Raw genomic sequence first — 16,356 nt, forward strand, 5'->3', positions numbered from 1 at the left:
CATTAATCCTATGACTTAAATTTCAGACCAATTAAGCACTTGCCCACCTGATTGCGCATTTGGGTTATTTTTGACAATCAGATTGGGAGAGGTAATAGATGACGATGGCAATGGTGCAATGTGCCCGTCACCTTCACCATATTTGGCTTTTAGGTTTTCCATAGTGTCAAAGTCGAGTGCCCGTAATGGGCAAGCATTGACACAAATCGGTTTTTTGCCATCGGCGAGTCGGTCATAACAGCCATCACACTTAGTCATGACTTTACGCTGAGTATCTAATTGTGGCGCGTCATAAGGGCAAGCTCTTGCGCAGCTTCCACAACCAATACAGATGGATGATTCCACCAACACTAAACCGTTATCTTGGCGTTTATGCATGGCACCTGTCGGACAGGCTTTTACACACACAGGCTCGCTGCAGTGGTTGCAGCCTATAGATGTGTAGTATGCAAATACGTTTTGCTCGAAACTACCATCGGCATTTTGGCCCCAGTTACCGCCACCGTATTCAGTGACGCGGCGCCATAGCACTCCAGGAAGATTGGCAACGCTACCATTGCCGTCATTTGCGCGGATAAGACCGGTCATTCTGTCTTTACAGGCGATATGGCACGCCTTACATCCAGTGCATTTGCTGCTGTCAAAGTAAAAACCATATTGTGTTTCTTGATTCATTTGTATTTACCTCTTAAGCCTTAGCAATCTGCACGCGGTTAGTGTGTTGTGGGTTACCTTTTGCGGCAGGGCTAGGTTGGTAGCGAGTAAGCGTGTTGATGCAGCCCCCAATATCAATTACATGGCCGGATGGGCCGACTCGACCCGATGGATCTGGGGTATACCAAGCGCCTTGACCCAGAGCCGCCACGCCTGGTGCAACTCTTGGAGTAATGCGAACAGGAACTTCAATGGTGCCACGCTGGCTCCATACATGAACGGTATCTCCCTGCGCTAAGCCACGAGCATTGGCATCAATCGGGTTCATCCAGACCGCGTCTTCAACGGCTTCTCGTAGCCAAGCCACGTTGTGATAGCTGGAGTGGGTGCGGCCCTTGGTGTGATAACCCATTAATTGCAGTGGGTAAGTCTCTATAGTGTCGGCATCCTCATAGCCTTCCCAAGTTGGTTGGTATTTGGGTAATGCGGTGATGTAGTTGCCTTTGACGCTTGCATCGAACTCCCATTCGGCCGCTTTTTGCGCAAAATCGAGTGAGTAGAATTCGACTTTACCGGTAGGTGTGCCGAGAGCTTTACCGCCATTGATATAGCTATCTAAGGCGATGCGCTTGGTGCCATTGAAGGCGCGGAAGACCCCAATTTTTTGAGCTTCTTCATAGGTGCTTGGTAATGCAGGAATGGCGTTCGCACTTGAAGGTGCAGTCAAAGTGCCAGCATAGAGCTGATTTAACCATGCAGTTTCGTCTTTACCTTCAGAGTACTGTTGATAAACGCCCATTTTTTGTGCGATCAGACCGCACATGTCATACATGGACTTGCATTCCCACATTGGCTTCACCGCAGCCTTCATCGCAACTAAGTAGCCCATGAGACCTGTGGCATAGCTGCCATCCACGAGGTCATTAGACTCTAGCCAGCTGGTATCTGGCAGGAGGATGTCGGCATAACGTGCTGAAGGCGTCATCCAGCAATCGGCCACCACGATTAGCTCACACTTAGTATCGTCCTCTAAAATCTTCGAAGTACCGTTAGAGTCGGCATGTTGGTTGACGAGTGAGTTAGAGTTAATGGCGAAAATGGCTTTAATATTCTGCCCCAATGGCGTATCTAAATCGGCCATACCTCTTACGCCATCTTTACGGGCGGTCATTTCTGCGCCGCGCTCAATGGCTTCAGAGAAGGTGAAGAAGGAAATGGATTCTTTAATCGGATTAGACAAGCCCGATAGACTTGATTTGCTCATGCTGCCTTGTACTGGTAAGGCACCGTTGTTGACACCTGGTTGCCCCACTTTGCCCGTTAAGAAGGGCAGCATATAGCAAGCGCGCATCGCCTGTTCGCCGTTGGCATGGCGGTTAACACCTGCACCTATGATGATATAAGGTGCTTTGGCATTCATGACTTTCTGGGCGATAGCTTTGATGTTGGCTTCCGAAATCCCACAAACGGTAGCTGCCCACGCAGGTGTTTTGGCCTCGGTGAATTTACCCTCGCCTAGGATGTAATCGCGGTAGTTTTCTTCGACATCGATAAACTTGGCGTATTCCAGTTTGCTGGCATCGCCCGATGCTTCTAGCTCGGCTTTGGTTTGTTCCAGTGAGGCCTTGTCATAACCGACGCAATACTTATCCAAGAAGGCTTTAGAGTTGGCATCGACCCAGCCTGAAGAAATCATTTCATAGGCAATGGCTTCTGCAAATGCGGCATCTGTGCCAGGGCGGATCGGATACCAGTGGTCTTCTTTACCCGCCATGGAGTCTGTATATCGTGGGTCGACCATGATGACTTCAATGCTTGGGTTATTTTGAATAGCTTGCAGGTAATCGTAACCTTCGCCCGAACCGCTTTGGCGCATTTCGCTAGGGTTATAACCAATGCCTAAAAACAGATCGCTGTCGGCAACGCAGACCATAGAGCTGCCGTTAGTTGAGCTGCCACCCCAAGTGGCTGCGGCGGCTTCAATTTGTTGTGCCCAAGAATAGTTACCATAAATATTCAGGAAGCCACCGTTGAGATTCAGCAGGCGGTTGAAGCAGTTTGAGCTAGAGAAACCATAATAAGCACCTGAACCGTATAGTTTTAAAATTGAACGGTTTGTGTATTCGGCGGTAATACGTTGTAGTTCACTGGCAATCGTTGAGGCCGCTTCATCCCAAGTAATGGGGACAAATTTACCTTCACCGCGCTTACCCACACGCTTCATGGGGGTCTTTAAGCGATCCGCAGCATAAGTGCGTTGTCTGAGTGAGCGTCCACGCGCACAAGCACGGATCTGGTGGTTGTAGCCATATTCGTCAGTGGTTTCATTGTCGGCTTCGACGCGCGTGATCACACCATCTTTAGTAAATACCTTGATTGGGCAGTTAGATCCACAGTTAACAAGGCAGGATGACCAGGTTTGGACCTCACCATCGGTTACCGGAGGCGTTGGTGGTACCACATCGACATCATTCGAGCTGGAGTCACAACCTGTGACGGCCGCCGCTGCACTAAGTGCGGCACTCATCTTTAAAAAACTTCTACGTTCCATTCTCTTCACCTCTGTTAAATCAAGGCAGCATGTAGCTGAAGGTCAACATCAGCAGATGCGCGTTGTAGTTATGATTAAGCTCACCCAAGGTCACTAATCCTGGGACGGCATAGGGGCTGACCTCGGCGTAGTCAGTGTCGTAGTAACGTTCGTACTGGTAGCTCAGCTTGAGTCCCATGCGCTCGTTCAGGGCATAACGGCCATACAGCTCAAGGTTGTGGCTGTAGGAGTAGTAATCGCCGTAAGGTTGGTCAGTGGTTGTGGTGATGAGGGTGTCACTTGCGGAGTTCGCAAATTGGTAATTCCCCCCAATGCTTAAGCGGTCATCCATCAGTCCGTCGTAGGTAAATCCAATATTGAGGTCGATAAACTCATCGTCGACATTGGTGTACCAATCTGGTGAGGCATAAGCTTGGCTTCCTGCCATGTCAGACTCAATCCACTGTTGCCCTGCGCTAGCAAAAACGTTGAGTCTGTTGGACAGCTGGGCACTGAGTTGTACGTTGTACCCGTAGTCCTTCACCCCTGTTAAACCAATAAGGGTGCTGTCGTAATCGTCGTTGTTGTAATGGGCATCGAAATCAACCGTTAGCCATTGCAGGGGAGTATGATTAACCCTGAGTTCGAGCCCATTACGGTTTCTATCAGCAAGGTAAAACTTGCGTAGCAGTGGATTTTCTTCTACTGAGGTGGCTTCTAGACTGTCGTAGGTTGAGCCATCACGGGTTTCGTAACTGGCTTTCAGGTCTACCACGGTTTTAGGGATAACGCGGATATTCAACTTAGCCCATAGCGCGCTGTCTTCGGTCTCTTCACGCTCGGTATAGTTACGCTCAACCGCTTTGTAATCAAAACCACCGAGTAAGCGATAGTCGCTGTTGAAACGGTAACTACTCTGCAGTTTGAAGTTGGTGCGTTGAATATCCATCGCTACGTTTTGCTTAAAGGCACCACTGACGTTGTCGACTTCAAATTGAGCAAAATCCCAAGTAGAGCTTTTATTGTCGCGGTCGCTGTAATCCAGTTGACCGTTCAGGCGCCAGCGGGGGCTTAACATACTGCTAAAGCCGATACGCGCGTCTAAGGTCTCCACTTCGCCGTCCCAGCTTTGCAGAGGATTACCGCTGACTTGGATGAGATTGTCATCCTGGATCATTCGGCCTGTGGCAAGGCGGCCGTTAATCACACTGCTGCCAAGCAGATATTGGCCTGTCAACGAGACTTGATGGGCATCGTTATCCGGAGTGGCGGCATACACATTGTCAGCATAGGGCAGACTTAAGTGATTAATGTGATTGCGGTAGTAACTGCCGTTATAGGCCAGTTCACTCTGCCATTGATGTTGGTCGATGCAGATACCGGCATTGATATTTTGAGTGGTCGCATCCACGGGTAAGGCGAAGTTTATTGGGCCAGAGTTGGCTAATAAACTGCTGCGACGATTTCCCGTTTTATCCTCGTGGTCATAGTTGATATAACCCTTAAGACCATTAAGCAGTGCATCTAATTCACCCTCAAGGCCGATACCGATTTTTTCACGTTGTAATTCGAGGTCAAGGGAACGAGTGTGGCTATCGGGTAGCAGCAATCCATTGTTATGCCATAGTTGGGTTTGGGCAGTGGCGTCATAACGGGTCAGTAGGCTGTAATCGAGTTGGACACCGCCCAGATTGTTTTTACCTGCTTCCAAATGCAAATAACCGTTGTCCGAACCGAGTTCATCGGCTTGCATCGCTGCGTGGTATTCACCTTGTCGATAACTTACATCCCCACCGACACTGCCGCGCCAACCCGCATCACTGTCACCAAAGTTATTACCTGAGTGGATATCGTCACTGCTTGCCCAGCCAACATTGGCGTTAACTTCGCCCCGGTAGCCCTGCGTTACGGTACAGGACTTACATTGATAGGCGTTGGTGTTGACCTTGCTGGTATTGGCTTGCTTAACCGAAAAGTCTGCTGCGTTAACGCTTGCAGAGGCGGCAAGCAGTCCAATGGTGATTAAATTCAAGTTAAATTTCATCTCAGACTCCTTAATCAACGCGCAAAATTGCTGCCAGCAGGGTGGTTGGAGCCGTGGATTTGGCTATGGCAATTCAAACAACCCATACCTGCACCAAAAGCATTGGTACTCGGTTGGCTAACCACGCGGCTCGCATGGCCATCGTCGGCATGACATTGTTGGCATAACTGCGGCACACGTTGTTTAACTAGAGCCTCGTTCACGCTGCCGTGAGGGTTATGGCAGGTTGAGCAGTTTTCGGTGACGGGCGCATGCTCCCATAGGAAGGGGCCGCGTTTTTCGGCATGACAGCTATAACAAGTGTCATTTACCGTGGCTTTTTTGAGGGCGCTCTCATTCGATGAACCGTGGGGAGCATGGCAATCGATACAGGTCATCTGGTCCCATTTCAACGGATGGGATGAGCGTTTGTTCATGTCTGCTTTTTCGCGGGTATGACATGAGGTACAGGTCTGATTAACTTGTTGTTTGTCTAAGATGGGGTCTTTAGCAGCATGCACCTGATGGCAGGAGGCACAGGCGATTTCCTCCAGATTATGCAAGCTATTATGCCAACCCGCTTTTGCGGTATTTTGGTGACACCCCAAACACACGGTATTTTGCGTCGGTGCGGATAACTTGCTATCCCGACCAAAGGTGATCATTGGCTCTTTGCCACCTTTGTTATGGTTGCCTAGAGGGCCATGACAAGATTCGCACTGCAATCCCGCCATCGGGGAATTAGAATGGCTCATGTCACCGTGTTTGCCATCGAAAATTGCCATGACCTTGTCATTTTTCTTATGACACATTAGGCAGGTGTCAGCGCCTTTTGAAGAATATTGACCCGCGGTGAACTTTTGTTCTAATAGCTTTTCAAGTTGCTCACTGCTCTGGGCGTTTTCTGCTATTACTGAGGGAGATAATAAAAGTAATGCACTCGCTCCTATTATCCAGCGTTTTATTTTATGCCATCTCATATTAGCTGCCTTTTATTTACTGTTTATATGATTGGAATTATTAATTCCTGTAAATGTTACCTTCGAGGTGGCGCTTAATTAAGGTATATAAAAGGCTTGTTTTAAAAACTGGAGTTAGCACATAAAACGTAAGGTTATATAGAGTTTGTCACAGTAAAGAGTAACTGATTCTCAATTGAGCGATATTATTTCCCTTTAAATACAGCCTAATGCGTTTCAGGTTTGAATGGGGTGTATTTGGGGTTAAATGAAGGTTGCAATCATGTTTTCTATAGTTGTTGCGGCCCGGGAATTGAAATTGTTCGATGTCACAAAAATAAGAATTACTTATCTTGTTCTGGATTTTTAAATCTCGGAATTACAGGTTATAAAGGTTGTAAATTGAAATTATCATATCGTTTATTAATTAAATGTTTTTAAGTGGAGGCTGATATTGGTAAGCGTTTTCTGAGGTAATTAAAATGATTACCCTAAAGTAACCATTTTAATTAGGATGCATTAAAATACAGCGAAGCATTGTTGAATGAATTATTGTACTGCTGGCAGCGTGTTATTTGAGTGCTGGCTCGCAAGCACTTGCGCAATATTGATAAGATTCTGAGCGAGTTCTTTCGCTTTATCCTCGGGGAATTTGGTCGCCAGTGAGGCTTGCAGTTTTTCCTGCAGGTTTGCTAATACGGCTTGCTTATCGATATCTGTGACTGTCTGCTTGAGGTTAGTGACTCCACTGGCGAGAGCCTGTAGCTCTGGGAACAATTGCGCGTTTTTTAACGGGGCTAAAAGTGCTACGTCCTTTAAATTTGCGTCGTCGACTTTATTATCTAAGGTGAGGAGCAGATTATCGACTCTGTCGAAGGTCTGTTCGCTGCGACTAATTAAAGGCGCGATGGCGACGTCTTCTATGAGTCCGGTGAATTTATCGACGGTGGCGTATAACAATCCCGCGACGATAATCAGCGGCAGCATGATCCCCGTGAATAATCCCACCCAAAAGTTGTTAAGCCCAGCGGCGAAGTTTTTCATTTTAGTCCCTTATTCCCGTTAAACGCTTAAGTTACGCTATGCGCTTTGTCGATGGCTGACAAGCGTTTACTGCTAAAACTGCGTGCTCAGCGATAAAACGAGGCGCATATCCGATGCGAGCTAAACCATGGATTAGAAGCTGCGTTTCACCAGAAAACGCCATTCCCAACTGTTGACCGAATCACCACCCGTGTAGGGCACTGAGAGGTCAATATGGGCGACGTTACCGTAACTGGAGCGAGAGGAATAAATCCGCGCGCCAATACCGACACTGGCAAGCGGACCGCTGACCTCGTTATTGGCCGCTAACGGGCCGCCCGAGGCTTGGCCTACATCGGCAAATACCGCCCAGCCGAGTTCGGCCAATTGGTATAGATTGATATTGGGATAATTACGGATTTCGGCGGTGAGTAACCATTGGTTGTCGCCCTGTTGATATTCGTTGGGATAACCGCGTACCCCGGTTTCATCGCCGAGCCCTTCGGTGAGATCGAGGTACGTGTTATTCGACACACTAGCCCAAGCTTTGCCATAAGCTATCCATTTAGGATTGATTTGATAGAAGTATTCAGCCTGAAGATTGGCTTGATAGGTATCTTTTTGGGTGGTGCCTAAGGTGCTGGTGGCACCCATTTCGAGTAACCATAAATGCTCATCAAACTTATAACCGCGGGTAGTTTGCCATTTGAAGTGGTAGCCCACTGGGTTATTGTCGCCTATGTCATTGGTTTCGATACCCAATTGAATATAGTGGTGCCAACCTAAGTTAAAGTCCTCGTTATTACGAATAAGGTGCACATTATTGAGTACCTGAAAGTCGTCCTGAATAAACTCATAGGCGACCCAAGGATACATAAAGTCCCTGTCCTGCGGTAACTCGGAAGTGGGGTACACCTCTGAATTGGCAAACTCGTGCTTATCTTGGGTAAAACCTGTGATAAAACGCGATAAGTGTTCGTTATTCTTATTGATTAACCAGCCATATTGCAGATTGAGATAGTCGACCGTGTGTTCAAACTCGTTCACCTCGTGGCCGTTCTGGCGCAAGATATCGGTGCGGCTATCATCCAAAAACTCCGCCGAGTACATGGTCTCAGTATTCAATGAATAGAAGGGCTTACTGACATACACATGCTTAGCTTGGCCGTCGCTATTATCGTAAAACTCGGCGGCGACAATACCGTGATCGATAATGCTAATGGGCGCTTCGAAGGCAAACTTATAGCCGGTACGGGATTCATCGGATTGATATTTTAAGCGGGTGCGTATGCCTGTACCGAAGAGGTTGTCTTCTTTCACGCCAAAGGAGTAGCGGGTGTCCCCCCCCGAGCTACTAAAGCTGGCAGTGGGGAGCAGTGACCAGTTATCCCAAGTCTCAATGACGACAGACTCATCATCTGGGTGGACGTCGGACTCAGGATCCTTCTCGCTGACATAGACTTTTGCATCGCGGATATAGGGTTCGGCGCGCAGTAAACGTTGTGACTCATCGAGGTCTTTTTGGGTAACAGTATCGTTTTCATCAAAGGTCAGCCTATCTCGAACCACATATTCCTTGGTGTTGATATGCAGATAGTTAGCCCAGCGGTGGATAAAAAATGCGTCGGGATCGGACTCATCGAAAATCGGGTTGCTCACCACGACAATCTTGCTGACTTTTTTAGGGGCTTCCTCGGGGGGCGTTTTAGGCAAAGCCTCATCCGCTCTGGCTAGGTTGACTAGACCACAGAGGCAACAAGGTAGAATCGATGCATACAGGGTAAACTTCTGCATAAAACCACTCCCGTAAACTGGATGGCGACAGCTTAAGGTTCTGCTGCGCTTCACAATTTAATAACACACGGGAAGTGGCCATTAGTCAAGGAAACATTTTAATAAGATTATGATTTTACTTAAGGTTGCTTTAAGAATCGGGCTGGAGTTCGCGCCAGCCCTGAGAGGAGATGTTACAGCGTACGTCTTGGTGGTACCACGACGTTGGCAAAAATCAGTCCGGCGATAAGCGACATAAAGATCAAAAAGATCTGCGACCCAATATGGGATTGGTTGAGCATGGTTTCGCCGGAGATCAGCGCGTTCAGCCCTATGTAGGTTTTACTGCCGGGCACTAAGATCACAATACCTTGCAGCAGTGCAATCGAGGCGGGCGCCTTCATCCAACGGGCATAGAGATTGGAATAGACCCCTACCGCCAAGGCGCCGAAGAAGATCCCCACAGAATCCCCAAAAAAGTGTCCGCCTAACATGGCGGAGAAGAATGCCACTATCCCCGCCAGTACGCCCCAAGGTGAATCTTGGATCCGTGCCTTAAAGATAAACACCAGTGCCATCGACAGGATGGGCACCGCCGACCAAATTGCCCAGCGTGGTAAGCCCTCTGGCTCGATATGAATGGCTTCACCGAAGAAGGCTTTACCAATCGCCATCCCCAGCACTGCGCCAAAGTACAACTTAAATAACAACATACTGGCATCCATAATCCGCGCTGTGCCCGAGATCAGGTCGCGTGCCGCCAGTTCTGCCAATCCTAAGGTTAAGGCTAAGCCAGGAATAAAGATGATGATGGAGGAGAGGATCACCACGGGAATATTAATATTGGGGTCAATGCGGGCAATGGCGCAGGCGGCAATGGCGCAAACAATCGTCGCGAAGGGCTCTAAGACTTCAGCCATGCGCGTCGAACGCTCGGCGCGGTACACAAAGCCATAGACTAGCAAGCCTAATAAGCCTGACCAAAAGACATCGTTCCAACCCGTGCCCATCAACATGGCAAAGGCGGCCGCCGAGGTACCAAAGGAAAAACAGGTTAATGCTGGGCCGTAGGGGTTGGGTTTGTTGGCAATTTCCTCTAGCCTGTCTAAGGCTTCGGTGAGTGTGCGTTTACCCGAAGTGAGCTCATCTACCAGTTCATCGGTGCGGGCGAGGGAGCCTAAATCCAATTCGCCGGGTTTAACCCGTGCAACATGGTTATATTCTTGATCGGTATCGTGTTGTAATACGAAGGTCATCGAGGTCGGCGAGATTAAAAAATAACCTTCGATTCCGAGCGTCCGTGAGACGGTTTGCAAATGGGTTTCAAGACGGTAAGCGGGTGTGCCAAACTTATGTAAAGCCTTGCCTAGCTTAATGATAAATTTACGCTTTTCGAGAAACTGTTCGTTATCCAATCGGGCTATTCACTGTATAAAAAGTTGTAAGAGATCACGCGCGCATATTAACCTATCTTGTCGCTAAAAGGTTAATGGCTTTTAAGCTTAATACAAATAAATTGCTGAATTTTTGCGGTCTATACCGCGGTGATGTTAATCAAAAGGGAATCGCTATGCCGTTGATGGTAACAGGGTTTTACGCCAGCTTGACTGGGTTGTTGATAATCGCGCTGGCTTATCGAGTGGTGAAATTAAGACGAAGCCAAAAAATCGGTATCGGTGATGGCGGCAACAATGCCTTGACGCTGGCGGGCAGGGTACATGCGAATCTGATTGAGAATGCGCCCATCGTATTGATTTTAATGCTGGTGGCCGAGGCGGGTGGCTTAGCGCATTTCTATTTGCATTGTTTTGGTACCGTGTGGATTGTGGCACGCTTGCTCCATGCGATAGGGTTAACTCAGGGGAAAGGCGGTTATCATTTCGGCCGTTTTTGGGGCGTGTTGCTCACTTGGTTGGTGACTATCAGCCTAGCCTTAGTCAACTTAGTGCATTTTGCCCAAAGTCTGTAATGGCAGAGATAGGGTAATGGCCGTCTAAGCCATATCCCTAGCCACTTTAGGGGTATTGAGCACATTGGTGCAAATACCCCGAAAAACACCTCGGCTGCTGTTTTTTTAATCGCACTTATCCCTGTTTGCCTGCTATACTCCGCGTCCCTAAATCGGTGCGGCCTGTTTTTGCCTGCACCTTTGTTTGACATTACGCTTTTGGGTCAAAATCGATGCAAGTTGAATCCACACTGTTTAGCCATCCCAAGTATTGGGCCGAGTCCTTCGGCACCGCGCCTTTCTTACCTATGTCTCGCAAGGAGATGGAGAAATTAGGCTGGGACAGCTGTGACATTATTATTGTCACTGGTGACGCCTATGTGGACCACCCAAGCTTTGGCATGGCGGTCATTGGCCGGATGTTAGAAGCCCAAGGCTACCGTGTCGGGATTATTTCTCAGCCCGATTGGTCGAGCAAAGATGCCTTTATGCAGCTTGGTCGCCCGAATCTGTTTTTTGGTGTCACCGCCGGCAACATGGATTCGATGATCAACCGTTACACCGCCGACCGCCGTATCCGCAGCGATGATGCTTATACTCCTGGTGATGTGGGCGGTAAGCGCCCAGACCGTGCTGTGACCGTTTATACCCAACGTTGTAAAGAAGCCTTTAAAGATGTGCCAGTAATTATTGGCGGCATCGAGGCGAGCCTGCGCCGTATTGCGCACTACGATTATTGGTCGGATAAAGTCCGTCGCAGCGTGATTTTCGATGCCAAGGCCGACATCTTGATGTACGGCAACGCCGAGCGTCCGCTGGCTGAAGTGGCGCGTCGTTTAGCGGCGGGTGAAGCCATTGGGGATATTCAGGATGTGCGTGGCACAGCCGTTATCCGTAAAGAGCCTATGCCCGAGTGGCGTGGGATGGATTCTCGCAAGATAGATCAACTGCATAAGATCGATCCTATCCCGAACCCCTATGGCGCCGACGATGTGGGCTGTGCCAATTTATCTGGCCCATCGGATGTTAAAATTTTCGATAACGATGCGCCAAAACCCATCAGTGTGCAGCCGCCACGCCCTAAGCCTTGGGATAAAACCTATGTGCTGCTGCCAGCCTTTGAAAAGGTCTCTGAGGACAAATACTTATACGCCCATGCCTCGCGGATTTTGCACCAAGAGCAAAACCCGGGTTGTGCGCGAGCGTTGTTCCAGCCCCATGGTGACCGTGGTGTGTGGGTGAACCCTCCGGCTTGGCCACTCAATACCGACGAGATGGATGCCGTGTTCGATTTACCCTATAAAAGGGTGCCGCATCCTGCCTACGGTAAGGACAAAATCCCCGCCTATGACATGATCAAAACCTCGATCAACATCATGCGCGGTTGCTTTGGTGGCTGTTCATTCTGCTCGATTACCGAGCATGAAGGCCGAATTATCCAGAGCCGTTCGCAAGAATCAATTATTAAAGAAATCAAAGATATTCAGGATAAGGTTCCCGGTTTTACTGGGGTGATTTCCGACTTAGGCGGCCCCACCGCCAACATGTATCGCCTCGGCTGTACCAGCGAAAAAGCGGAGAAAACCTGTCGCCGTTTATCCTGTGTGTATCCATCGATTTGCGGCCATTTAGGCACAGATCATAAACACACTATCGACTTGTACCGCGCCGCTCGTGCCGTGCCCGGCATTAAGAAAATCTTGATTGCTTCGGGCGTGCGTTACGACTTAGCGATTGAAGATCCGGCCTATGTCAAAGAGTTGGTCCAGCACCATGTGGGCGGCTATTTGAAAATTGCCCCTGAGCATACTGAAGAAGGGCCGCTCAGCAAGATGATGAAACCCGGCATGGGCGCCTACGATAAGTTTAAAGAGCTGTTCGACAAGTATTCTAAGGAAGCGGGTAAAGAACAGTTCCTGATCCCTTATTTTATTTCGGCGCATCCGGGCACAACCGACGAGGATATGCTCAACCTCGCGCTCTGGCTGAAGGAGCGTAAGTTTAAGCTCGACCAAGTGCAAAACTTCTATCCATCACCAATGGCAAATGCGACGACTATTTATCACACTGAGTTGAACTCGCTGAAAAACGTCAAGCACACCAGTGAGGTGGTGCCCGTGCCGAAGAAGGGCCGCCAACGCCGCCTGCATAAGGCGCTGCTGCGTTACCACGACCCAGCAGGTTGGCCTATCATCCGTGAAGGTTTGATTGCCATGGGACGTGAAGATTTGATTGGTAACAGTCCGAATCACCTCGTTCCACCAGAAGGGCGCAACGAACGTGGCCAGAAATGGATGAAGGATGCTAACCAAGGGCAAAAAGCCCTGACGCGTTTCTCGGGCAATCAGTTCGATGAGCGTAAGGGTAAAGGCGATGCCAAGGGCAAACCGAGCGCAAGTAAGCCTAAGGGACCCAAGTCTGGGGCGAATGCAACGCAAGGTCAGCAGCCTAAGAGCAGTCGTCCGGGCGCTAAGGCACCTTTTGGTCAGTCCGGCTTTAAGGGAAAATCAGAACAGGGTAAGGCTGGCCACCAAGGTCGCGGAAACAAAGCCTCTTCAGGCCGTCAGCACGCTAAGTAACGGCGAAAAAAAGCCACTCCAGTAAACCTATTTGGAGTGGCGCAGAGATGATGGTAAACCAGCGGTACCATCCAATGAGTGTGTGGCGAGCGTTTGTAGACGGAACGTGCGCCGCACCTCAGTCTCAAATGGGCCCACGGATATGAGGAACGTGAGCCACTATCCCTCAATGTACGGGAGAGCCTGATGAAGACTTTCCATTCCTAAAAGAAGTAGTTAATCCCTACTGCAAAGCCATTATCTTGCTGTGCTTCGAGTGCTGGATCATCCATGTCGCTGAAATCTAACTTCATTTCGGCAAACATCACAGTGTCGTTACTGTAACGGTAGTGCAGGCCAAGCATGGCGAATTGGCGGGTCCATTTGCCTTGGATAGGCGTGCTGGCATCTGTGTCTAAGTCCAAATAGCTGAGGACAATCATAGGCACAAAACCATTATCGAATTGATAGGCTGTCATCAGCTCAGCGCCAGTAGCGTCGTAGAGTTCGCCGCCAACCAGTTCATTGTTCTTACTCTGATGGGCGTTAAAGCCGACGTAGAGACCGCTGGCTTCACGGTTATCGGCGTAGTGATAGTAATCACCATACATGGCGCCGATACCGACGATTTCGTTGGTTTCATCGACTTGAGTGTTTCCTAGGTGACCTTCAAAGTCGCCACGGTTAAAGCCAGCGAGCAGTTTAAATTTATCGGTGAGTGAGTAGGTCAGGCTGGCACCGTAACTGCTGTCGAAATTAAGCTCAGAGTTGGTCATTTCGCTGCCGTCATCGTTTTTTAAGGTGACATCACCATTAGTTTTGGCGGCGTATTGCAGGGCAATTTGCACTGGGCCAAAGCTATTACGGTAGATAAACGCCGAGTCGGCACGGCCTGTTCCTGTTAGTCCGCCATCGCTAAAGGCGTAGGCGCCGACACTATATCCGGCGAAGACGTTCGGTAAGTCCGTTGTGCCTGCGACATCGTAGTAAGCGCCCCATTGCTTACCAAAGCTGAGGCTGCCCCATTCATCGTGCGACATACCGACATAACCTAAACGGTTATAGAGGAAGTCTTCGGTTTTTTCGGCGGCCAGTTTGCCACCTTGCATCACTAAACTGTCATCGCTGGACACCATGTTGATGCCCCATTCCGTGGTGGCAAAGGCGGTCCAGCCATTTCTCTCGCTGCGTTCAAAGCTAAATCGTACTCGGGAGGAGTCATCAATTACTGAGGTGTCGTGGCTGTCGTTGAGTGCCGCGAAGCCTAACCAACCACTTAAATCTAATGAGTTTTTTTGATCGTTATAGAGTTCAACCGCTTGGCTGCTGGTGGCGGCCAACAGCATAGGTAGCATTAACGCGATGCATGTTTTTTTCATAGTTCCACCGAAAATAGGCAAGTTTTGTCTGGGGACCTTAAGCACTGTGGCTTAAGGCCCCTGAAGACGGATTGGTTTTATGTTTCTTATCTAGTAAAGAGTGAGAATCGCAGGGGAGACGTGCTCACGCTGCTTTGATCTCAGCTGTTGGTGTTTTATTGGAAATCACCCCGTAGATGGTCCAACCGAAGAAGGTCGCGATAGCGCCTAACATCACTGCGGTTTCACCAGAGCTATAGAGGGCGTAGAAGCTATACAGGGCGCCGATAACCGCAATCACGTTGGCAACACGGGCCTTGTTCGCTGGTACTTTGAGTTGTTTTTGCATCACACCTAGGGCTGCCATCGACAGGATGTAAGGCACAATGTTAGTCACCACGGCGAGGTTAACCAGGGCTTCAAACTGTTTGCTCAGTGATGGGCTAATAGTCATCAGAGACAGCAGGGTTTGAATCGAAACGATGATGGTCATACCCCAAATTGGTGCATCGGCTTTACTGACCTTAGAGAACACTTTAGGGAAGAAACCTTCATCGGCAGAGGCTTTAAACACTTGCGCGATAGTGAACTGCCAACCCAGCAGTGAGCCAGTACAGGAGATAATGGCGCAGGCCATCACGATTTTACCGACCACAGGGTTAAACATTTGCGCGAAGGCTAGACCGAAAGGTGCGTTTGAGTTGGCAAGGTCGGCGTTAGGCACAATACCGGCAATCACGTTGGTTGAAACGATATAGATAAGCGCTGCACCTAAGGTACCACCCATTACGGCGATAGGAACGTTTTTCTCTGGGTTATCAACTGTCTCCGAGTTAGCACAAGCTGATTCTAAGCCAAGGAATGCCCATAAAGTCATCGCGATTGAACCGCCTAAGGCTTTAAAGAAAGGCATATCGTGTGGGTTCCAAGCACCTTTGTAGAGGTCGATATCGAACCAGAACCAACCGATTAACGACACACCAATCACCGGCAGAATAATCCCCCACACGGTAACGCTACTCACGCGACCCGTAATGCGGGCGCCACCAAAGTTAGCCACTGTCGCTAACCAAAGTACGCCAATGGTGGCAAGACAGATAGCCATTGGGCTTAAGTTCACTTCGAGTAGCACCGCGGCATAACCCACGGCAGAGATAGCGATGGCGACGTTCGCGATTAAAAGCGATACCGCATAGGTGTAGTTCGCCATAAAGTTACCGCTGCGACCGAAGGCATATTCGGCGTAACCGCCCATACCACCTGATTTTTTACTGAACATACCGCATTTGGCAAAGGCATAGGCAAGCGCCGTAGAACCCGCCGCCGTCACTAACCAAGAAAGGATAGAAATAGTACCGACTTGGGCTAATTGGGTAGGCAACATGATAATACCTGAACCCATCATGTTGACTATGGTGATAATAGTTAATTGGACGACACCAATTTTATTTGCTGATTTACTCATAATAATGACCTAATAATGTTATTCATTATAGAAGTTTGAAATTGACTGCAGAGCGGGGTTAATTA

General features: G+C 49.0%; 11 protein-coding genes. 2 read left to right on the plus strand and 9 right to left on the minus strand.

Going from position 1 to position 16,356, the window contains the following annotated elements:
* Positions 1-15: 15 nt before the first annotated feature.
* From CF168_RS01440 to CF168_RS01470, 7 genes are all read right to left on the minus strand, one after another.
* On the minus strand, positions 16-675 hold the full coding sequence (locus CF168_RS01440) for a DMSO/selenate family reductase complex B subunit (RefSeq protein ID WP_089066722.1): 660 nt from the start codon (positions 673-675) through the stop codon (positions 16-18).
* Between the two features lie 13 nt (positions 676-688).
* Positions 689-3,205, minus strand: coding sequence for a DMSO/selenate family reductase complex A subunit (locus tag CF168_RS01445; RefSeq protein WP_089066723.1), 2,517 nt, complete (start codon positions 3,203-3,205; stop codon positions 689-691).
* 19 nt (positions 3,206-3,224) lie between these two features.
* Entirely contained in the window at positions 3,225-5,228 is a 2,004-nt protein-coding gene (locus tag CF168_RS01450; RefSeq protein WP_089066724.1) for an MtrB/PioB family decaheme-associated outer membrane protein, read from the minus strand.
* A gap of 14 nt (positions 5,229-5,242) precedes the next feature.
* Positions 5,243-6,187, minus strand: coding sequence for a DmsE family decaheme c-type cytochrome (locus tag CF168_RS01455; protein WP_089066725.1), 945 nt, complete (start codon positions 6,185-6,187; stop codon positions 5,243-5,245).
* Between the two features lie 528 nt (positions 6,188-6,715).
* On the minus strand, positions 6,716-7,210 hold the full coding sequence (locus CF168_RS01460) for a hypothetical protein (RefSeq protein ID WP_089066726.1): 495 nt from the start codon (positions 7,208-7,210) through the stop codon (positions 6,716-6,718).
* 132 nt (positions 7,211-7,342) lie between these two features.
* Entirely contained in the window at positions 7,343-8,983 is a 1,641-nt protein-coding gene (locus CF168_RS01465; protein ID WP_089066727.1) for a ShlB/FhaC/HecB family hemolysin secretion/activation protein, read from the minus strand.
* Between the two features lie 173 nt (positions 8,984-9,156).
* A complete protein-coding gene (locus CF168_RS01470) occupies positions 9,157-10,377 on the minus strand; it encodes a threonine/serine ThrE exporter family protein (protein WP_089066728.1) in 1,221 nt (406 codons plus the stop codon).
* Between the two features lie 155 nt (positions 10,378-10,532).
* Here CF168_RS01470 and CF168_RS01475 point away from each other — a divergent pair, with 155 nt between their 5' ends.
* Together CF168_RS01475 and CF168_RS01480 are read left to right on the plus strand one after the other, a co-directional pair.
* A complete protein-coding gene (locus tag CF168_RS01475) occupies positions 10,533-10,931 on the plus strand; it encodes an MAPEG family protein (protein ID WP_089066729.1) in 399 nt (132 codons plus the stop codon).
* 212 nt (positions 10,932-11,143) lie between these two features.
* Positions 11,144-13,489: a YgiQ family radical SAM protein gene (locus CF168_RS01480; RefSeq protein ID WP_089066730.1), complete on the plus strand. Its 2,346-nt coding sequence runs from the start codon at positions 11,144-11,146 to the stop codon at positions 13,487-13,489.
* A gap of 203 nt (positions 13,490-13,692) precedes the next feature.
* On the opposite strand, the gene CF168_RS01485 is transcribed toward CF168_RS01480, so the two are convergent.
* Together CF168_RS01485 and potE are read right to left on the minus strand one after the other, a co-directional pair.
* Positions 13,693-14,847 carry a porin gene (locus CF168_RS01485; RefSeq protein WP_089066731.1) on the minus strand — a complete coding sequence of 385 codons (1,155 nt, stop codon included), beginning with the start codon at positions 14,845-14,847 and terminating at the stop codon, positions 13,693-13,695.
* Positions 14,848-14,971: 124 nt separating this feature from the next.
* Complete coding sequence (gene potE, locus CF168_RS01490) at positions 14,972-16,291, minus strand: putrescine-ornithine antiporter (protein WP_011718605.1); 1,320 nt, start codon at positions 16,289-16,291, stop codon at positions 14,972-14,974.
* Between the last annotated feature and the right edge of the window lie 65 nt (positions 16,292-16,356).

This window comes from Shewanella bicestrii (assembly GCF_002216875.1).
Lineage (GTDB): Bacteria > Pseudomonadota > Gammaproteobacteria > Enterobacterales > Shewanellaceae > Shewanella > Shewanella seohaensis.